This is a genomic window from Candidatus Limnocylindrales bacterium (assembly GCA_035571835.1).
Classification (GTDB): Bacteria; Desulfobacterota; Binatia; order UBA1149; family CAITLU01; genus DATNBU01.
In genome coordinates, this window is record DATNBU010000033.1 from 135,787 (window position 1) to 154,865 (window position 19,079).

General features: G+C 65.4%; 18 protein-coding genes and 1 tRNA gene. 7 read left to right on the forward strand and 12 right to left on the reverse strand.

What is annotated here, in order from left to right; translation table 11 throughout:
* Nucleotides 1-74: 74 nt before the first annotated feature.
* From pyrH to VN634_15295, 12 genes are all read right to left on the reverse strand, one after another.
* Nucleotides 75-806, reverse strand: a complete 732-nt coding sequence (pyrH, locus tag VN634_15240) for a UMP kinase (protein ID HXC52238.1) — start codon at nucleotides 804-806, stop codon at nucleotides 75-77.
* Between the two features lie 17 nt (nucleotides 807-823).
* Nucleotides 824-1,744: a translation elongation factor Ts gene (gene tsf, locus VN634_15245; GenBank protein HXC52239.1), complete on the reverse strand. Its 921-nt coding sequence runs from the start codon at nucleotides 1,742-1,744 to the stop codon at nucleotides 824-826.
* A complete protein-coding gene (rpsB, locus tag VN634_15250; GenBank protein ID HXC52240.1) occupies nucleotides 1,741-2,580 on the reverse strand; it encodes a 30S ribosomal protein S2 in 840 nt (279 codons plus the stop codon). Before rpsB ends, tsf begins: the two co-directional genes overlap by 4 nt.
* Before the next feature lie 321 nt (nucleotides 2,581-2,901).
* Entirely contained in the window at nucleotides 2,902-4,386 is a 1,485-nt protein-coding gene (gene rho, locus VN634_15255; protein ID HXC52241.1) for a transcription termination factor Rho, read from the reverse strand.
* A 339-nt stretch (nucleotides 4,387-4,725) separates the two neighbouring features.
* Entirely contained in the window at nucleotides 4,726-5,679 is a 954-nt protein-coding gene (locus tag VN634_15260) for an RluA family pseudouridine synthase (protein HXC52242.1), read from the reverse strand.
* Nucleotides 5,676-6,611 carry a bifunctional riboflavin kinase/FAD synthetase gene (locus VN634_15265; GenBank protein ID HXC52243.1) on the reverse strand — a complete coding sequence of 312 codons (936 nt, stop codon included), beginning with the start codon at nucleotides 6,609-6,611 and terminating at the stop codon, nucleotides 5,676-5,678. Before VN634_15265 ends, VN634_15260 begins: the two co-directional genes overlap by 4 nt.
* Before the next feature lie 22 nt (nucleotides 6,612-6,633).
* A complete protein-coding gene (gene ybgF, locus VN634_15270) occupies nucleotides 6,634-7,440 on the reverse strand; it encodes a tol-pal system protein YbgF (GenBank protein ID HXC52244.1) in 807 nt (268 codons plus the stop codon).
* A 13-nt stretch (nucleotides 7,441-7,453) separates the two neighbouring features.
* Nucleotides 7,454-7,996, reverse strand: coding sequence for an OmpA family protein (locus VN634_15275; protein HXC52245.1), 543 nt, complete (start codon nucleotides 7,994-7,996; stop codon nucleotides 7,454-7,456).
* A gap of 77 nt (nucleotides 7,997-8,073) precedes the next feature.
* The gene (gene tolB / locus VN634_15280) at nucleotides 8,074-9,360 is read right to left on the reverse strand and encodes a Tol-Pal system beta propeller repeat protein TolB (protein HXC52246.1); all 1,287 of its coding nucleotides are present in this window, start codon (nucleotides 9,358-9,360) and stop codon (nucleotides 8,074-8,076) included.
* A gap of 92 nt (nucleotides 9,361-9,452) precedes the next feature.
* Nucleotides 9,453-10,520, reverse strand: a complete 1,068-nt coding sequence (locus tag VN634_15285; GenBank protein ID HXC52247.1) for a TonB family protein — start codon at nucleotides 10,518-10,520, stop codon at nucleotides 9,453-9,455.
* Between the two features lie 122 nt (nucleotides 10,521-10,642).
* Nucleotides 10,643-11,053: a protein TolR gene (tolR, locus tag VN634_15290; protein ID HXC52248.1), complete on the reverse strand. Its 411-nt coding sequence runs from the start codon at nucleotides 11,051-11,053 to the stop codon at nucleotides 10,643-10,645.
* 12 nt (nucleotides 11,054-11,065) lie between these two features.
* On the reverse strand, nucleotides 11,066-11,761 hold the full coding sequence (locus VN634_15295) for a MotA/TolQ/ExbB proton channel family protein (GenBank protein ID HXC52249.1): 696 nt from the start codon (nucleotides 11,759-11,761) through the stop codon (nucleotides 11,066-11,068).
* A 310-nt stretch (nucleotides 11,762-12,071) separates the two neighbouring features.
* Between VN634_15295 and gap the strand changes: the two genes are divergently transcribed.
* The 7 genes from gap to VN634_15330 form a co-directional block, all read left to right on the forward strand.
* A complete protein-coding gene (gene gap / locus VN634_15300) occupies nucleotides 12,072-13,076 on the forward strand; it encodes a type I glyceraldehyde-3-phosphate dehydrogenase (protein HXC52250.1) in 1,005 nt (334 codons plus the stop codon).
* A gap of 13 nt (nucleotides 13,077-13,089) precedes the next feature.
* Nucleotides 13,090-14,277 carry a phosphoglycerate kinase gene (locus tag VN634_15305; GenBank protein HXC52251.1) on the forward strand — a complete coding sequence of 396 codons (1,188 nt, stop codon included), beginning with the start codon at nucleotides 13,090-13,092 and terminating at the stop codon, nucleotides 14,275-14,277.
* Complete coding sequence (gene tpiA, locus VN634_15310) at nucleotides 14,274-15,041, forward strand: triose-phosphate isomerase (GenBank protein ID HXC52252.1); 768 nt, start codon at nucleotides 14,274-14,276, stop codon at nucleotides 15,039-15,041. Before VN634_15305 ends, tpiA begins: the two co-directional genes overlap by 4 nt.
* The gene (gene secG / locus VN634_15315; GenBank protein HXC52253.1) at nucleotides 15,038-15,841 is read left to right on the forward strand and encodes a preprotein translocase subunit SecG; all 804 of its coding nucleotides are present in this window, start codon (nucleotides 15,038-15,040) and stop codon (nucleotides 15,839-15,841) included. The genes tpiA and secG overlap by 4 nt, the downstream gene beginning before the upstream one ends.
* 65 nt (nucleotides 15,842-15,906) lie before the next feature.
* Nucleotides 15,907-15,993 (forward strand) — tRNA-Leu (locus VN634_15320).
* Nucleotides 15,994-16,011: 18 nt separating this feature from the next.
* Nucleotides 16,012-17,295: a hemolysin family protein gene (locus VN634_15325; protein HXC52254.1), complete on the forward strand. Its 1,284-nt coding sequence runs from the start codon at nucleotides 16,012-16,014 to the stop codon at nucleotides 17,293-17,295.
* 318 nt (nucleotides 17,296-17,613) lie between these two features.
* Nucleotides 17,614-19,079: hypothetical protein (locus VN634_15330; protein HXC52255.1), on the forward strand; the 1,466-nt coding region annotated here is incomplete at its 3' end.

Below are 19,079 nucleotides of genomic sequence, written 5' to 3' on the forward strand. Positions count from 1 at the left end.
CGCTCAGTCGGCTCGTTCAAGCTGCTTCACCGGCGTCAGCCTCCGTGGCCTGCCGGAGCCTTCCCGAGCCGGGATCAGCCGCAGACGATCGTGCCGATTCTCTCACCCGAGACAGCCCGTACGATATTTCCGGCGCGCATCATATCGAACACGAGGATCGGCATTTTGTTTTCCATGCACAGCGAGATCGCAGTCGTATCCATCACCCGAAGCCCCCGCTGCAGCACGTCGAAGTGCGTGAGCGTCTCGAAGCGGGTCGCCGACGGGTCTTTTTCCGGATCGGCCGAATAGACCCCGTCGACGCGGGTAGCCTTCATGATCACGTCGGCGCCGATTTCGACGGCGCGCAGGCTCGCGGCCGTATCGGTCGTGAAAAACGGGTTGCCGGTGCCGGCGGCAAAGATCACGACGCGGCCTTTTTCGAGGTGCCGCGTGGCCCGGCGGCGAATGTACGGCTCGGCAACCTCGCGGATCTCGAGCGCGCTCAGCACGCGCGTCGCGACCCCGAGCTTCTCGAGCGCATCCTGCAGCGCGAGGCTGTTGAGCACCGTGGCCAGCATGCCCATGTAGTCGCCGGTGGCGCGGTCCATTCCCATCTCGGCGGCCTTGAGGCCGCGGAAGATGTTGCCGCCGCCGACCACGACGGCAAGCTCGCAGCCGAGAGCCTGCGCGTCGCGCAGCTCCCCGGCGATCTGGCTGACGACGGTCGGAGAAATCCCCGATTCGCCTTCACCCGCGAGCGATTCTCCGCTGAGCTTGAGAAGGACCCGGCGGTAACGATGGTTGTTCGTGCCGGCGTCCGACATCGGAAGGGCCTTTGGGTTCAGGCGCTCTGGCCGATCGTCTGCGCCACTTCGTCCGCGAGATTCGACTGCTTCTTCTCGATGCCTTCGCCGAGCTGGAAGCGCGCGAAGCGGGCGACCGAAAGATTCGAGCCGGTTTCCTTCGCGGCGTTCGCGATCAGCTTGTCGATGCGGAAGTCCCCGTCGCGAACGTACTCCTGTTCGAGCAGGCAGATTTCCGAGTAGAACTTGTCGATCTTGCCGTCGACGATCTTGTCGACGATCTTCTCCGGCTTTCCCGACGCCAGCGCCTGCTGGCGATAGATGTCGCGCTCACCGGCTAGGTCGGCGGCAGAGACCTGGTCGCGCGAGATCACGCGAGGGAATGCTGCGGCAACCTGCATCGCGAGCGATTTGGCGAGCTCCACGTGGCGGCTGTCGCCGCCGGCGAGCTCGACGATCACGCCGATCTTTCCGCCCGCATGAACGTAGCAGCCGACCACGCCGTTCGCCGATGCGAAACGCGAGAAGCGGCGCAGGCCGAGGTTTTCGCCGATCTGCGCAATGCTTTCCGTCAGTAGCGCGGAAACCGTCTTGCCGTCCGGCATGACGAGGCCGGCGACGGTGTCGGCGTTGCCTTCCGTGACATCGGCCGCAAGCAGCGCGTTGCCGAGCGATTCGAACAGGCTGCGGAACGCATCGGTCTTCGCGACGAAATCGGTCTCGCAGTTGAGCTCGACGAGGACCGCGGTCTTCGAATCCGGCGACGCGAATACGCCGACGAGGCCGTCGGCCGCAACCCGGCCGGCTTTCTTGGAAGCGCCCGCGAGGCCTTTTTCACGAAGCACGGCGATTGCCCGCTCCATGTCGCCCTCGGTCTCGGCAAGAGCCTTCTTGCAGTCCATCATGCCTGCGCCGGTGCGTTCGCGCAGGTCCTTGACGAGCTTGGCGTCGATGTTCATTCGGTCGGACTCGTCTCGAAGTCGGTTGGTGCAAAGGAGTTCGCGTCGAACGTCGGCGCGCTGAAGGTCTGCTCGCCGGCAGCGCCGACCACGTCGCCGAGCGTGCCAGGCGAGCCGAACGGAACCGAGCCGTCGCCTTTCTCTGCGATCGAGCCGCGCGCTTCGCTTTCCGCGAGTCCTTCGAGAACCGAATCGGCGATCGCGCCGCAGAACAGACGGATCGCGCGGATCGCGTCGTCGTTTCCCGGTACGCAGTAAGCGATCCGGTCCGGATCGCAGTTGCTGTCGACGACCGCGACGACGGGGATCTTCAGGCGGTTGGCCTCGGCCACCGCGATCTGCTCGCGGTCCGGATCGATGACGAACAGCGCGTCCGGCGGACGCTTCATCTCGCGGATGCCGGCCAGGTTGATGTTGAGCTTCTCGAGCTCGCGCTGCATCAGCAGGCGCTCTTTCTTCTTGTACATTGCCGCGGTGGTCGGATCGCCGAGGGTTTCCTCGAGGCGCCGCATGCGGTCGATCGATTTCTTGATGGTCTGGAAATTCGTCAGCGTGCCGCCGAGCCAGCGGTTGTTGACGTGGAACTGCTTGCAGCGATCCGCCTCGGACTTGATCGCTTCCTGCGCCTGTTTCTTGGTTCCGACGAACAGAACCGAGCCGCCGCGGCCCGCAACCTCGCGAACGAAGTCACACGCCTCCCGGAAAAGATTGACCGTCTGCTGGAGGTCGATGATGTGGATCCCGTTGCGGGCGCCGAAAATGTACGGGCGCATCTTGGGATTCCATCGACTGGTCTGGTGTCCGAAGTGAACTCCGGCTTCCAGAAGCTGTTTCATCGTGACTTGGCTCATTAAAGTTCCTTTCCCACGCGAGGGATGCGATCGAATTTGCTGCGCTCGAAATGAAGCGCAACCCCGGCCAACTAACAGAGCGACCTCTCGGAATCAACGCGACACGCCAGTGGCCGGACAGGCCGACGTTCCGACCCGGGGAGCGTCTCAATCAGGCGCGACCGTTCAGAAGGGTCCAGATGCAAGGCGGATTTCGCGTAGTGAGCGGAGGCGTACTTCCCGTACGTTGTAGCGAACGAAGCGAAATCCAACGCGGCAGATGGGCCCTTATGGACGGTCGTCGGTGTCCGAGGCACTAACGTCAGATCACTGACTCATCGAATCGAGGAAATCCTTGTTCGACTTCGTGCCTTTCATTTTGCCGAGCAGGAATTCCATCGCTTCGACCTGGTTCAGCTGGGTCAGGAGTTTGCGGAGCAGGAAGACGCGGGTCAGGGCGTCTTTTTCCATGAGCAGGTCCTCTTTTCGGGTGCCCGACTTCAGGATGTCGATGGTCGGGAACACGCGGCGGTCCATCAGGCGGCGTTCGAGATGGATTTCGCAGTTACCGGTACCCTTGAACTCTTCGAAGATGACCTCGTCCATGCGGCTACCGGTGTCGACGAGCGCGGTCCCGATGATGGTCAGGCTTCCGCCGCCTTCGATGTTGCGGGCGGCTCCGAAGAACTTCTTCGGACCGCGCAGCGCGTTCGAATCGACGCCGCCCGAGAGGATCTTGCCGCTCGGCGGCACGGTCGCGTTGTACGCGCGCGCGAGGCGAGTGATCGAATCGAGCAGGATGACCACATCGCGGCCGTGCTCGACGAGGCGCTTGGCCTTCTCGATGACCATTTCGGCCACCTGCACGTGACGCGTCGGCGGCTCGTCGAACGTCGAGGAGATGACCTCGCCCTTGACGGAGCGCTGCATGTCGGTGACTTCTTCGGGCCGCTCGTCGATCAGCAGCACGATCAGAATCACTTCCTTGTTGTTCTCCGCGATGCCGTGCGCGATGTGCTGCAGCATCACGGTCTTTCCGGTACGCGGCGCGGCGACGATCAGCGCGCGCTGGCCTTTGCCGATCGGCACGAGCAGGTCGATCACGCGCGTCGTGAACTCGGCAGGATCGTGCGAGAGCCGCAGCGGCGCGTCCGGATACAGCGGCGTCAGGTTGTCGAACAGGACCTTGTCGCGAACACGCTCGGGAGCGTCGTAATTGATCGCCGACACCTTGAGCAGCGCGAAGTAACGCTCGCCTTCCTTCGGCGAGCGGATCAGTCCCGACACGACGTCGCCGGTGCGAAGTCCGAAGCGGCGCACCTGGCTCGGCGAGATGTAGATGTCGTCCGGCCCCGGCAGGTAGTTCGAATCCGGCGCGCGCAGGAAGCCGAAGCCGTCCGGAAGAATCTCGAGGACCCCTTCTCCGTAGACGTTTCCGTTCTTGGCGGTCTGGGCTTCGAGGAGCTTGAAGATCAGCTCCTGCTTGCGCATCGCGGCCACGCCTTCGACGCCGAGGTCGCGGGCCACGTCGGCCAGGTCGCGCACGGTCTTCTTCTTGAGCTCGGTCAGGTCGAGTGTCGGGGTCGTCGAGGCTTCCGCCGCGGCGATCTGGGCCTCGTCGGCCGCCAGGTCTTCCTTGGGCAGTCGGCCGGTTCCCTGGCCGCCCTGTCCTCCACCTCCCTGTCCACCGCCACCGCCGCCGCCGCCCCCGCGGCCACGTCCATGCGATTTGCCGCCGTCGCGATGACCGCGACCGGAGCGTTCGTCCCCACTTTTTCTTTCTCTGGCAGTTTCGCCGCCGCGTTCTGACATCGGACTCGCTTTTTTGTTGTTTTGTCGGGGGCCGAGTACGTGACTCGGGCCCGCCGAGAATCGGCCGCCATGGCGGCCATCGGTTCGTCGGGTCTTTTCGGGACTTTGCGGACTTACCGCGGTCGGGCTGCCTCGGATCAGGCAGGCCCGCACTTCGGGTTCATGCTTCGCTTGAGCGGCGGTCGCATCGCCGCAAGGCGGTGTGGAACGGAAGAGCTCCCGTGCGGTGTGGGGAGACGCTAATGGAAGGTCCGAGGGTAGTCAACCAGCCTTTCCGCTCGGTCCTCCGTTACCGGACAACGGTGCCTCGACCGAGCAGGTGAGGTGCCGGGCCGGCACTCATCTTTTTCCGGCCTGCCCTGTCGGCGGCGCCTCGCGGCGCAGCCTTTCGACGAGATCCGCGAGATCGCCCGCGACCGGCGCCCGGATCGTGAGGCGCTTGCCGCTGCCGGGAAGCGCAAGCTCGATCGCCGCGGCGTGCAGGGCCTGACGCGAGATGCCCGCTTTCGTCTTCCCTCCGTAAAGCCTGTCTCCGACGATCGGAAAACCCTTTGCGGAAAGGTGCACACGGATCTGGTGGGTCCGCCCGGTCAACGGCCGCACTTCGACGAGCGTGAACGCACCGAGACGTTCGAGCGGACGATATTCCGAAATCGCCGCGCGCGCGGGCCGGCCGATCACGGACATGCGCTTGCGTTCGGTCGGATGGCGCCCGATCGGCAAGTCGATGCGTCCGCTATCCGCCACGGCGCCGTGCACGAGCGCGAGATAGGTCTTGCGGATCGAGCGTTCGCGAAACTGCCTGGAGAGCGCTTCGAGCGCGGCAACGTTCTTCGCGACGAGAATCACGCCGGACGTATCGCGGTCGAGGCGATGAACGATGCCGGCGCGCTCGGGCTGACCCGGCCAGGCAATCGAAGGATCGCGATACAGAAGCGCGTGCACGAGCGTACCGGAACGGTTTCCGGCCGCAGGATGCACGACCATTCCGGCCGGCTTGTTGATCGCCAGCATCTCTTCGTCTTCGTAGAGCACGTCCAGATCGATCGCCTCGCCGGTCACGGCGGTGGCCGATGGATCGTGCTCCGGGATTGATAGCTCGACGCTCTCGCCGCCGCGCAGCCGGTACGACGCGCGCACCGGACTTCCGTCCACGCGAAGTCGCTGGTCGTCGGCCGCAACCTTGATCTGCGAGCGGGTCGGCGCACCGCTCTGGCCGGCGAGCCACGCGTCGAGCCGCTCGCCGCCGGAATCCTCGGGAGCGGCGAACGTCATCACGCGAAAGCGCGTCATGCGCGCTTTCGAGCTGCGAGTATGCTGCGGGCCCGCTCGACGTCGCTCGCGATCTGCTCGGTGAGCGCGGCGGGCGATTCGAAACGCTTCTGGTCGCGAAGCTTTTCGAGAAATTCGAGCGCGAGCGGCTTGCCGTAGAGATCGCCGAGCTCGGCAAAGATATGGGCTTCGATGGCTCTTTCGGTGCCGCCGAACGTCGGTGTGGTGCCGATCGACGTGACGCTGTCGACGCGGCTGCGGCCGAGGCGCGCGACGGTCACGAACACGCCGTCGCCGGGAACGAGAGCGGTTTCGGGCTTGAGATTGGCGGTGGCAAATCCAAGGCCGCGGCCGCGTCCGGCGCCGTGCTCGACGCGCCCTCGAACGAAGTGCGGTCGTCCGAGAAGACGACCCGCCGCCGCGACGTCGCCGGCCGTGACCAGCTCGCGGATCGCACTCGAGCGCGCAACCACGCCGTCAACCTGGACAGGAGGAACGACCTCGACCTCGAAATCGAGATCCTTGCCGGCGCGCGCTAGGGTCGCGACGTTTCCGCCCCGGTCGCGGCCGAAGTTGAGGTCGTCGCCAACGAGAATGAGCTGCGCGTCCAGGATCTCGACGAGGAAACGGCGGATGAACTCGTCGGCATCGATCGCCGCAAACCTGCGCGAGAAATGCTGGACGATCGTGAGGTCGGCGCCTTCGGCGGCAATCGCGCGCAGACGATCGGGCAGCGTCATGATCCCGAGCGGAGCAGCTTCGGGACGAACGACGGAAATAGGATGCGGCTCGAACGTGAGGACGACGGCGCTGGCACCGCGCCGGGACGCTTCGGAGCGAAGTCTTTCGAGAATGACCTGATGCCCGCGATGGACGCCGTCGAAGTTTCCGATCGTGACGACCGAGCGGCGCAGGAGCCCGCGGGCACGCTCGAGACTGCGGAGGACCTTCATCCTGAAGGGGTCGCCCGCGGCGCTATCCTCCGATCTCGGTGAGCATCCTGGAAGCCTTCGCGGCCTCGCCGGTGCCCGGATAGCGATTGATCACTTTCTGCAGGCTCAGCCGCGCATCGACGCGATCGCCGACGATGCGGAACGCTTCGGCCTGGCGAAGCAGCGCCGACGGCGCACGGTCGCCGGATCCGTAGTTGATCGAGACCTGATTGAACTCGATGATCGCGCGGTGGTACTGCCCTTTGCGGAAGTACGCTTCGCCGATCCAGAACTGCGCATCGTCGGCATACGGCGACGAGCCGTTCTCATGCAGGAAGTTGCGGAACGACTGGATGGCTTCGTCCTGATCACCGCTGGCGAGCTGGCGGATCGCCGAGTCGTACGTCGATCCGACGAGATCCTGCGGAACGGTGGCTTTCTCGGGCTCTGAAACAGGGCTCGGCGCAGGAGGTGCGGGCGGCGGCGGCACCGATGCGATCTGGCCGGGATTCGCGTCCGAGCCCGGCGGAGCCGGAAGCTCCGGCTGTTCCGCTATCGGAGCCGTTGGCTTCTGCCAGTACGAATCATCCGCTCCGCCTGGTGAACCGCCCGGTCCGTAGACCGGCCGTCCCGCCGCAGCCGGCCGCCGGCCGTACTGAAGCTGGTCGATGGCAGCGCGAACGGATTCCTGCTCGCGTCGAATGTCTTCGATCGCCCGCCTTTGCTCGAGCACGAGGCCGCGCAGGTCGTCGTAGCGCCGGTCTGTGCGATCGCCCTGCAGGCTGCAGGCGGCGACCAGCGTCGCCACCGGCAGTGTGCAGAGCAGAGCAGGAAGGTTCGGACGGGACATCGGCGGTCGAATCCTATTCGGTCAGGTCCACGATGTGGCCGCGACGGTTGCGGCCCCAGCAGGCCTCGCTCGCATCGTGGCATACCGGCAACTCTTCGCCATAGCTGACGGTCGACAGTCGCGACGATTTGATCCCGAGTGCGACGAGGGCATCGCGGATCGACTTCGCACGACGGGCTCCGAGCGCAAGGTTGTACTCGGCCGTGCCGCGATCGTCGCAATGGCCTTCGATCTCGACCTTGCCGCTCTCGCTGCGCAGCAGATCCGCGTTGGCGCGAGTGGCCTGGGTGCCGGCGCCGTCGAGGTCGGCGGAGTCGTAAGCAAAGTAAACGTCTTCAAAACGTCCACCCGTACCCGCCTGGCCTGTCTTGTTGAACTGGCTGAGGCTCCCCGAGCCGCCGCCGCCGAGACTTTCATCGGTGAGGTCGGAGGTGCTGTCTTCGGATTTCTTTGACGAGCATCCACTCGCCATTCCGAGCACTCCGATCGCAAGGCCTGCCCCCACCACCACGCTCAGCACGCTGAGCTTCCGCATCCACACACGTCCAAGACCCATGCTCATCCTCTCCTGCGTCCCCGTGGACGCTCTGTAAATTGTATTTCCGAACGGGGCGCTGGAAGGCTTTTTGCGCCCTAATCCAATCGTTTCGACCAACTTGGGGAACTATCATCCCCACTACCGGCGGTCAATTGTCGCTCCCATCGGCCTGTGATGTCGACGAGGAACAATTTGCGGTCCGTGCCCTGTTCACGAGAGAAAACGATGAAGCGCGAGTCGGGCGACCAGGTCGGATCTTCGTTCGAGCCGCTGAACGTGAGTTGACGCGGCTCACCTCCGGACGCGGGAACCACGAAGATGTGAAAGTCGCGGCCGACTCGCCCGGCGTAAGCAATCATCCGACCGTTCGGCGACCACACCGGCGCGCAATTGTAGCTGCCCGACATGGTGATCCGCCTCGCCTCCTTCGACCCCGGATCCATCGTGTACACCTGAGGAGTGCCGCCGCGCGATGAGCAGAACGCGAGCTGGGATCCGTCGGGCGACCACGACGGATCGACGTCGATCCCCCAGTGGTCGGTGAGCCGTTCCTGGTTCTGGGTGGCGAAGTTCAGCAGGTAAATGTCGGTGTTGCCGCCCTCCTCGCGTGCCAGCGCCATGGCGCTGCCATCGGGCTTCCATGCGCCTCCGACGTTGAGACCCATCTTCGTGGCCAGCTTGGATTCCACCCTGGAGCCGAGCGCGACGCTGTAGAGAGAGGGCGCCCCGCCCTTGAAGCTCGTGAACACGATCGACGACGAGTCGTTCGACCACGACGGTGCCATCGTCACGGTGCGGTGGTTGGTGATCTTCGTGATCGCGCCGTCGAAGGTGAACGTGTTGATCTCCTTCGCGTAGCCGCCGCGGTTGGAGACGAACGCAATGCGCGAATCGAACGGACCTTCGATGCCCGTCGTAAAAGCGAGGATCGCGTCGGCGCTGCGGTGGGCCATGCGGGCGACTTCCGACGGCGGGCCGTGAAAGCGGCGGCCGCCGAGCATCGCGTGGCCGGGCACGTCGAAGAACGCGACCTCGACCATGAGATCCGAGCCGGTTCGCTCGTAACGCCCGAACAGCAGCCCGCGCGCTCCGATCGTCTGCCAGTTCAGGAAGTTGACGCTGTCGGCGGAAAGCTGACCGGGCGGCACGCTGTCGATGTAGGACGCCGGGTCGATGATGCGGAACATGCCGGAGATCTCGAGGTCGCCGGCAAGGACCCTGGCAAATTCGGACTCGAGCTTTCCATCGGGCGAGCCGAGCGGTGCCAGAGGCGCAAGCGCGATCGGCACGCGCATCATTCCGGGGCTGGTGATCTCGGCCCGCAGCGGCGCCGCACCGGCTCGCGCGACCGGCATGCCCGCGAGAACAACCACTGCAGCCACAAAAAAGAATCGAATCTGTCGGAGCTTTGTGAACACCACCTCTACCTCTCCCCAGGAGTTCCACCGCGCTTCGCGAGGCAAGCGTACGGTGATCACGGCTGCATCAGATCGCCTGCCCGGAAAACCAGCTCGATGTCCTCGAAATCGGCACGGACGCTGGCGGGAGGCGGCGTAAGACTTCCGGTCGCGCGCACCGCATTGAGCGCGGACTCATCGTACTGCGAGCTGCGCGAACGCTCGGTAATCTGCGCGTCCGCGATGCTGCCGTCGGCGAGTATACTGAATCGAACCGTGGCCGCCAAAGTTGCGTCCTGTTCTCCGGCCCACACCCATTGCGCCTTGATGCTCTCGTACATGTACGCGAAGTACGCATAGAACTCCGGACTGCGATTGCCGGCGCCGCCGCCACCGCCGTTCGGGTCGCCGGACTGTCCGCCTTCGGTTACGCGTCCGGCGCCGGGCGCACCCGCACCGGGCCCTGGAGCAACCGATGCCGGATGCTCGGGCTCAGGTCTGGTTGTCGCCGGCTTCGTTTCGATCGGCTTCGTCTCGACAGGCTTCGGCTCCGCGTGTTTCGGCGTCTCCACTTTCGGAGGTTCGACTTTCTTTGGAGGCGTCGGCGGCTCGACCTTCTTCGGAGGCTCGACCTTCTTCGGCGGCTCCACTTTTTTCGGAGGCTCCGGCTTCGGAGGCTCGACCTTCTTGGGAGGCTCCGGTTTCGGCGGCTCGGCCTTTTTCGGAGGCTCCGGTTTCGGCTCCGGAAGCGCGTCGGGTTTCGGTTTCGGCGGCTCGACTTTCGGCTCCGGAGGTTTCGGCGGCTCCACCTTGGGCTCGGGCTTGGGCTCGGGAGGTTTGGGCGGCTCCGCTTTCGGCTCGGCAGGCTTCGGCGTTTCCGGTGTCTTCGGCGGCGTCGGCTGCGGAGGCTCCGGCTTCGCGGCTTCGGGTGTGGGCTGCGGCTTGCGACCGGACGGCGTAGCGAGCGGTCCGACCTTGAAAACCTTGGAGTCGCCGCGCGGCGAGACCAGATCGACCACGGGCCCCTCCGGCGCTTCGAAGATGGTGGGAGCGGGGGCGTACAGCGCGAACAGGACCGCGCCGATCACAACCAGCACGTGCAGGGCGAACGACCACCACAGCGCGGACGCCAGGCGAGGATCCATCCGTCCGGGTCGCGAGGGCCGATGTCTTCCCGACCGCGCGGGCGGATATCGTCCCTCGGCGCCGGCCGGGTGCTGGCCCGCCGCGCCGGCCGGCAGCGGCCGCTCGCGAGCGGTCGCGACCATCAGCGTGCCCCGGGCTCGGTGATCAGGCCGAGCTTGTCGACGCCCGCTCCTTTCAATGCGGAGATGACCTGCACGATCTTCCCGTAATCGGCGCCCTTGTCACCGCGCACGTAGACGACCTGATGTGCTTTCTCCTTCACGATCGCCGAGACGGTGGTCGTAAGTCTGGCAGGGTCCATCTGCGTGTCGTTGAGCCAGGTCTTGCCGTCCGCCGTGACCGAGACGACCAGGGCGACGTCGTCGCCCTCGAGCTGCGTGCCGCCAGCCTGGGGAAGCTGCACATCCACGCCCTGCTGGATGATCGGGGCGGTGACCATGAAGATCACCAGCAGCACCAGCATCACGTCGACGAGCGGCGTGACGTTGATGTTCGCTACCGTCCCGCCTTCGTAATCGTCGCCGCCACCCATCGTCGCGTCACGTCAGTTGAGGAAGTGGCGTTCGGCAATATTGAGGAATTCGGAAATGAAGCTGTCCATCTCACCTGCAATCAGGCGCGCCGCCCGGGCGTAATGGTTGTACGCGACGAGCGCCGGGATCGCGGCCGCCAGGCCGGCTGCCGTCGCGATCAGGGCTTCGGAGATGCCGGGCGCCACGGCCTGGATGCTCGATGGACCACCGGCGCTGAGGCCCCGGAACGAATTCATGATTCCCCAGACCGTCCCGAAAAGCCCGATGAACGGCGCCGTGCTCGAGGTCGTCGCCAGAAACGTCAGGAGCTTCTCGAGCTCGATGCGTTCGCGCGAAGCTGCGCGCCGCATCGCGCGTTCGACGTTCGCAATGCCGGCGAGCTCGGTGCTGAATCCTTCTTCGGCGGCGGCCTTTTTCTTGGTTCGAAGCCGCAGCAGCTCCTCGTAACCGGCCGTAAACACGGCGGCGAGAGGGTTGGGCCCGAGCTGGGCGCAGGCCCGCGAAACCTCGGCCAGGTTGCGCGTTTCCCAGAAGAGCTTCTGGAACTCTTCCGCACCGCGACGAGCCGCACGAAGCTGCCGCGCCTTGAAAATGACGATTCCCCAGCTCGCGACCGAGGCCGCGATCAGGGTGTAAAGGACCGCGAGCACGACCGGACCGGAGCCGGTCAGCATGCTGACGAAAGAATGTTCAGGTTGAGGAGTCACTGATCAGGCCACCGCACGACCGCACCACATCCTCGCGGAAGGTATTCTCGCTGGGAGAGGCTGTCAATTTTGTGGAGTGCGGGCGCGTCGATGCGCTCGCGTCGCCAGCGGCGCCATTGCGGTGAGATTGTGCGCATTCTGCGAACCCGCGCGCGCATGCGATCGCGTCGAAGTTGCGGCGCGCACAGCGTTTGCGACTTCGCATTCCACCCGCCGGGTACCTTGACTTCGCGCCGGACCCGTGGAAAACGCGGCGGGCTTTCCCTTGAAAAATTAGCGGCTTGCCGCACCTTCCCGGAGGACTTCGATCATGCCCATCCGCGTCGGCGTCAATGGCTTTGGCAGAATCGGGCGCAACATGCTGCGTGCCGCTGCAGGGCGCAGCGAATTCGAAATCATTGCCGTCAATGATCTCACCGATGCTGCGACGCTTGCGCACCTGCTCAAGTACGATTCCGTGCACGGCATCTTCCGCGGTTCGGTCAGCGCGGCCGACTCCGAGATCGTCGTCGACGGGAAGCGGATCAAGGTCCTGTCGGCCAAAAGCCCCGCCGAGCTGCCCTGGAAGAGCCTCGGCGTCGACGTAGTGGTCGAGTCGACCGGGCGCTTCACGAAGCGGGACCAGGCTGCGGCCCACCTCGCGGCCGGCGCGCGCAAGGTCATCATCTCCGCTCCGGCCAGCGGCGCCGACCTGACGCTCTGCTACGGCGTCAACCACGACGCCTACGATCCGGCGAAGCACGACGTGATCTCGAACGCGTCCTGCACGACCAACTGCCTCGCGCCGGTCGCCAAGGTCCTCAACGACAGCTTCGGCCTGAAGCGCGGCATGATGACCACGATCCATTCGTACACGAACGACCAGCGCATCCTCGACCTTCCGCACGACGACATGCGCCGGGCACGGGCCGCCGCGCTGTCGATGATCCCGACCACGACCGGCGCCGCGCGCGCCGTCGGACTCGTGCTGCCCGAGCTCAAGGGCAAGCTCGACGGCATGGCGATCCGCGTGCCGACGCCCAACGTGTCGGTCGTCGACCTCGTCTTCGAGACCGACAAGAAGCCGTCGGCCGAAGAGATCAACGCAGCCGTCAAGAAGGCCGCCGACGGTCCGATGAAAGGCATCCTCCAGTACTGCGACGAGGAGCTGGTCTCGAGCGACTTCAACGGCAACCGCCATTCTTCGATCTTCGATGCGCCGCTGACGAAGGTGCTCGAGCCCGGCTTCTCGAAAATCCTTTCGTGGTACGACAACGAAATGGGGTTCTCGGCCCGCATGTGCGACGTGATCGCCATGCTCGCCGAAACGCTCTGAGCCCTTCCTCGCCGTGAAGAGCATCGAGCAGCTGCCGATCGATGGACGCCGTGTGTTCATCCGTGTCGACTTCAACGCCCCGGTCAAGAACGGGCGCCTCACGGACGCGACGCGGATCCGCGCGCCGCTGAAGACCATACAGTACGCGCGCTCGCGCGGAGCGAAGGTCATCCTGGCATCGCACCGCGGGCGGCCGGGCGGAAAGTTCACGCCCGAGCTGTCGCTGGCTCCGATCGCCGAACAGCTTTCCGAAGAGCTCGGCTTTGCGGTGGCGATGCTGCCGGACTCGATCGGCCCCGATGTCGAAAAACACATCGCGGCCATGAAGCCCGGCGAGGTGGTGCTGCTCGAGAACCTGCGCTTTCACAAGGGCGAGGAGAAGAACGACGAAACCTTCTCGCGCGCGCTGGCGGCGCTTTGCGACGTGTACGTCAACGACGCATTCGGCACCGCGCATCGCGCCCACGCATCGACCGCCGGCATGGCGCGCTTCGTCGCGGACAAGGGAGCCGGGTACCTCCTGCTCCAGGAGGTCAAGGCGCTCAGCAGCCTTCTTCACGATCCTCCGAAGCCGTTCGTCGCGATCGTCGGCGGCGCCAAAGTGGGCGACAAGATCGAGCTGATGAGCAATCTGCTCGGACGCATCGACGCGCTCATCATCGGCGGCGCGATGGCCTACACGTTCCTTCACGCGAGCGGCGTCAGTGTCGGCGCCTCGCTCGTCGACGACGATCACGTCGACGTGGCGAGGAAGCTGCTCGCCGACGCAAAGGCTCAGGGCGTGCGCATCGCGCTACCTGTCGACCATGTGGTCGCGCGCGACTTCGATGAGAACGCGCCCGTCTCGACGACTGCGGACGAGACCATCCCCGAAGGCATGATGGGCCTCGACATCGGCCCGCGCTCCCGGGAAATTTTCCGCGGAATCATCGCGGGCGCGAAGACGATCTTCTGGAACGGTCCGATGGGAGTCTTCGAGTGGGACTCGTGCTCGGCCGGCACGATGGCTGTCGCCAACGCGGTCGCGGACTCCGACGCGCACAGCGTGATCGGCGGCGGCGATTCGGTCGCCGCGCTCGCCAAGTCCGGACGCTCGCACGAAGTCACGCATGTCTCGACGGGCGGCGGCGCATCGCTCGAGTTTCTCGAAGGCGACACGCTGCCGGGCATCGCGGCGCTCGCGGACGGAGCATGCTCGTGAGAACTCCGCTGCTGGCCGGCAACTGGAAGCTGCAGCCCGCGACTCGCGATGACGCGCGCCGGCTCGCAAAGGCCGTCGCCGATGGCTGCCGCGATCTGTCCGGTCGCGAGGTCATGCTCGCTCCGCCGTTTACCGCATTGTGTGACGTCGTCGATTCGGTCGCCGGTTCGCCGGTCGGCGTCGGCGCGCAGGACCTTTACTGGGAGAAGTCCGGCGCATTCACCGGCGAGATCTCAGGCCCCATGCTGGCCGACACGGGATGCCGCTACGCGATCGTCGGTCACTCCGAGCGCCGGCAGTTCTTCGGCGAGACCGACTACACCGTCGCCAAGAAGGCCGCTGCCGCGTTCGTGGCCGGCCTGATTCCCGTCGTTTGCGTCGGCGAGACGTTGGCCCAGCGTGACGCCGGCGAAACGATGACGGTTGTTGAAACCCAGGTGCGTCACGGTCTGGTCGAGCTTTCCGCCGACGCGCTCCAGATCCTCGTGATCGCGTACGAGCCGGTCTGGGCGATCGGCACCGGCCGCACGGCAACGCCCGAGCAGGCCGAGGAAGTCCACGCGCGGATCCGGCGCGTCCTGCGTGAAGCGTCGCCCGACGGCATCGCCGACAAAGTCCGCATCCTTTACGGCGGCAGCGTCAAACCCGGCAACATCGACGAGATCATGGCCTGCCCCAACGTCGACGGCGCGCTCGTCGGCGGAGCCAGCCTTGTCGCCGAAGATTTTCTTCGCATCGTTCATTTTGAGGAGTCGAGCCTGTGACCACTTTACTGATCACCCTTCATGTCCTGTCGTGCATCACCCTGATCCTCGTCGTCCTGCTTCAGGCCGGCCGCGGCGCAGACATGGGCGCGGCGTTCGGCGGTGCAAGCACGCCGATGTTCGGCTCGGGAAGCTCGACCAATCCCCTTGCACGCGTGACGACGTTCACCGCGGTCGCTTTCCTGACGACGGCGCTGTTTCTTGCGGTCTCCTCGGCGAGACGCGCGTCGGTATTCGACGATACGTCCGAGCCGCTTGCCGCTCCGCCGCGCGCGGAATCGACGATTCCGGTCACGCCGCAAGCCGAGGTTCCTGCCGCCGCCCCGACCGGAGCTCCGATCGGTGAGGCGAAGCCCGTGACGATTCCTGCGGCCGACAACGCTGCGCCCGCCGCAAGTGATGCGCCGGCCGCGCAGCCCGCCGCCGGCGCTGCGGCTCCTGCTACGCCGCCGGCAGGCGATACCGCTCCGAACGCCGCTGCACCGGCGGCCGGCGATAGCGCACCCGCTGCTGCACCTGCAGCCGCTCCCGCTGCCGGCGAGACTGCACCAGCTGCCGCTCCCGCATCTGCACCTCCGGCGGCCGCTCCTGCTGCGGAAACTGCACCAGCTGCTGCGCCGTCGGTCAAGGAAACCGCTCCGGCTGCGGCGCCGCCCGCGGCTGAAACTGAACCAAAAGTTGCGCCGCCCGCGCCTGCTGCTGCAAAGCCGGCGCCGAAGGCGACAAAGCCAGCGCCCACGGCCGCAAAGCCCGCACCTTCGAAAACGAAGCCCGCGGCTCCTGCGCCTGCGGCGCACTGATCGGCAGGTTGACGGCGGACGCAGCGAGCCCTAAAACGCGCGATTCCAGAGCGCTGCGTTCGATTGCGAGAATGGCGAAATTGGCAGACGCGCTAGGTTGAGGGCCTAGTGGCCGAAAGGCCGTGGGGGTTCAAGTCCCCCTTCTCGCACCATACAATCTCCACCCTTTCATGAGCGTCCTCACCTCGCTGCTGATCATCGCCGTCTGCATCGCCCTCTCCGCATTCTTTGCGGCATCCGAGACGGCGTTGCTGCGGCTGCGCGAGCACGAGATCGAGGATGAGATCGAAAAGGGCAACGGACCGGCCGGCCTCGCCATCCGCGATCTGGTCAAGTCCACGTCACGACTGCTCTTCACGCTTCTGCTCGGCAACAACATCGCGAACATCCTGGCCGCCTCGGTGGCTTCGGCCGTGTTCGTCGACCTGATGGGCCCGGAATGGGGCGTTTTCGTCGCGGCGATCGGAACGACCGTCGTCGTATTCCTGCTCTGCGAGATCTTCCCGAAGGCTGTGGCGGCCCATCATCCGCGCGGCGTGTCGAACTACGTCGCCATTCCGCTCTACCTCATCCACAACGCCCTGCGGCCGCTGCATATCCTGATGGACCGGTTCCTCGGCCCGCTCGTCGAGCGCGTGGCCGGAGGACCCGCGGTGCTTGGCCACGTCAGCCGCACCGACGAGATTCTGCGGCTGGCACGGCAGGAATCGGAAGATTCCGAAATGGCGCCGACCGGATCGGTGACCGCGATCATCGGCGCCGCTGCCGGCGCGTCCGAGATGACGGTATCCGACATCATGGTCCCACGCGCGGAGGTCACCGGTTTTCCGGCGGAGACCCCCGCGTCGGAAATCCTGACCCAGGTCCTCGAGGATCGTTACACGCGGGTTCCGATCTTCGAGGAAACCATCGACCACGTGATCGGCGTCCTTCACCTGAAGGACCTCGTCAAGCTCGTCCAGGACGGCGGAAGCGACGTGCGAGGCATACTGAAGAACGCCTTGCGGGTGCCTGAGCGGAAACCGATCCTGCCGCTGCTCGCCGACATGCAGCGGGCGTTCCTGCACATGGCGATCGTCAAGGACGAGTTCAACGTCACGCTCGGCATCGTCACGCAGGAGGACATCCTCGAGGAGCTCGTCGGCGAGATCCGCGACGAGTTCGATCACGAGGAGCTGCTGACGATCCGCCGGCTCGCCGACGACAACTTCGAGGCGCTCGGACGCGTCAAGGTACTCGACTTCAATCGCGAGAGCGGCTGGAACATCCCCGCCGAGCGCGGCGATACGATCGCCGGCCTGATCTTCAATCTTCTCGGGCGCGCGCCTCGCCGATGGGAGAACGTCTCGCTTCCCGGTTATGAAATCGTCGTCGTCGACGTCTCGGGAAACCGGATCAGCCAGGTTCGCATCCGGCGCGTGGAAGAGGACGAGGAAGCCCGCGAAGAAGCTTGAGGGGAGTTCCGCAAGCGACCCCGGGGTTCTCCGGGATTCACCCCGTGCCGCTCACGGCAATCTCAAGAATGTCCTGAGTGATCGGATTCACGCCCGCGCTGTGCGCAAGCAAAAACCCCTCAGATAATACAAATCGGCACGCCCGTTTCCTTTGCGACAAGACGCGAAGTGGAGCAAACAGGTGGCGCCTTCCGACCGTATTCGCAGCTGCGTCGGCACGTCGCAGCTCGTTGCAATGCGGTTTGCAGCAGGGGATCGCCGTTCATCGTCAACAAGATGTCGACGCCGTGAGTTCGGCGCCGAGGGAGAGGGAGTCACATGAGTCCGATCAATAGAATCTCGTGCAGCCTGCGGCGCCATCGTGGTGCGGCCACTGTGTTCGCAATGATTGCAGCCATGACATTCGGACCGTCGCGCGAAGCGAGTGCAGTCAGTGCAGACGGCCCATGCATGCAGGATGCGTACACGCTCAAGGGCGGAGGCAGTCTGAACTGCACGGCGAACGATCTCAGTCTGACGGTCTTCACCGTCACTTCGATCTCCAACACGTGTGACTTTCTCGGCGACACCTGGACGTTCAGCGGCACGGTCGACCTCGCCCCGCGGTCGAACTTTCGTTACGACCTCGGATTCTACATCAGCCACGACGGCATCGACGCGCTGACCGGCACCTGCACGGTCGGCATCGTCGACAACACCGACGTCGACAACAACGCCGGCAGCGTCAACCTCGACGGAGACACCTGCGGCGACTTCACGAAGATCGCCAACAACGTTCCCGTGGGCCCGGTGACTGCGACCTGCACCGACCTGGACCACGACGGCAAATTCGATCTGACAATCTGCTCGGCCTACGCGCAGAGCTCCGGCGCGACCTGCGGCGGCATCGCCGACGCAGTTCCCGGCACGGCCTCGAAGTGCCAGTGCGCGCTGCTGAACACGACGCAGACAGTCCCGCAATGCGTGAGCAACGCAGACTGCGTGCCGGATGGAAACCCGTGCACCGGCGAGATCTGCGGTGGATCCAATCCTGACCTTTTCGGCTGCGGCCACGAAAACACGGCCGGATCCTGCGACGACGGGCTCTTCTGCAACGGCGCGGACACCTGTTCGGGCGGCACCTGCAGCGGCCACGCCGGCAATCCCTGCACGGGCGGCGGCATCTGCGGAAGCACCTGCAACGAATCGACCGACGACTGCTTCGCAAGCGCGTCCACCGTCTGCCGTAGTGCGGCGGGCGTCTGCGATGTCGCCGAAACCTGCACCGGAACTTCCACGACCTGTCCTGCCAACGGCTTCTCGTCGGGAAACACCTGCCGTACCGCGTCGGGAATCTGTGACGTGGCCGAGACCTGCAGCGGTCTTTCTTCTTCGTGTCCGACCGACGGATTCGCCTCGACATCCGTGACATGCCGCGCCTCCACCGGCGAATGCGACACCGCCGAAGTCTGCAGCGGTGCGGCCACGTGTCCCGCCGATTCCTTCGCGAGCGGCTCGACGCCGTGCACCAGCGACGGAAACGTCTGCACCAACGACCTCTGCAACGGCAGCGGAACGTGCGCTCATCCGAGCAATGCCGCTTCGTGCGACGACGGGCAGTTCTGCAACGGCGCGGATACCTGCAGCGGCGGAACATGCTCGTCGCACGCGGGCGACCCGTGCACCGGCGGCGGAATCTGCGGCAGCACATGCAACGAGTCGACCGACGACTGCTTCGCGAGCGCAGCGACCGTCTGCCGCTCTTCCGCGGGCGTCTGCGACGTCGCGGAAAACTGCACCGGAGC

What these genes read in the sequence shown, in the direction of transcription:
- pyrH (HXC52238.1), bottom strand. Translation starts at nt 806, where the DNA reads ATGTCGGACGCCGGCACGAACAACCATCGTTACCGCCGGGTCCTTCTC.
- VN634_15260 (HXC52242.1), bottom strand. Translation starts at nt 5,679, where the DNA reads ATGACGCGCTTTCGCGTGATGACGTTCGCCGCTCCCGAGGATTCCGGC.
- VN634_15285 (HXC52247.1), bottom strand. Translation starts at nt 10,520, where the DNA reads ATGGATCCTCGCCTGGCGTCCGCGCTGTGGTGGTCGTTCGCCCTGCAC.
- rho (HXC52241.1), bottom strand. Translation starts at nt 4,386, where the DNA reads ATGTCAGAACGCGGCGGCGAAACTGCCAGAGAAAGAAAAAGTGGGGAC.
- VN634_15275 (HXC52245.1), bottom strand. Translation starts at nt 7,996, where the DNA reads ATGGGTCTTGGACGTGTGTGGATGCGGAAGCTCAGCGTGCTGAGCGTG.
- VN634_15325 (HXC52254.1), top strand. Translation starts at nt 16,012, where the DNA reads ATGAGCGTCCTCACCTCGCTGCTGATCATCGCCGTCTGCATCGCCCTC.
- rpsB (HXC52240.1), bottom strand. Translation starts at nt 2,580, where the DNA reads ATGAAACAGCTTCTGGAAGCCGGAGTTCACTTCGGACACCAGACCAGT.
- ybgF (HXC52244.1), bottom strand. Translation starts at nt 7,440, where the DNA reads ATGTCCCGTCCGAACCTTCCTGCTCTGCTCTGCACACTGCCGGTGGCG.
- VN634_15265 (HXC52243.1), bottom strand. Translation starts at nt 6,611, where the DNA reads ATGAAGGTCCTCCGCAGTCTCGAGCGTGCCCGCGGGCTCCTGCGCCGC.
- tolR (HXC52248.1), bottom strand. Translation starts at nt 11,053, where the DNA reads ATGGGTGGCGGCGACGATTACGAAGGCGGGACGGTAGCGAACATCAAC.
- tsf (HXC52239.1), bottom strand. Translation starts at nt 1,744, where the DNA reads ATGAACATCGACGCCAAGCTCGTCAAGGACCTGCGCGAACGCACCGGC.
- gap (HXC52250.1), top strand. Translation starts at nt 12,072, where the DNA reads ATGCCCATCCGCGTCGGCGTCAATGGCTTTGGCAGAATCGGGCGCAAC.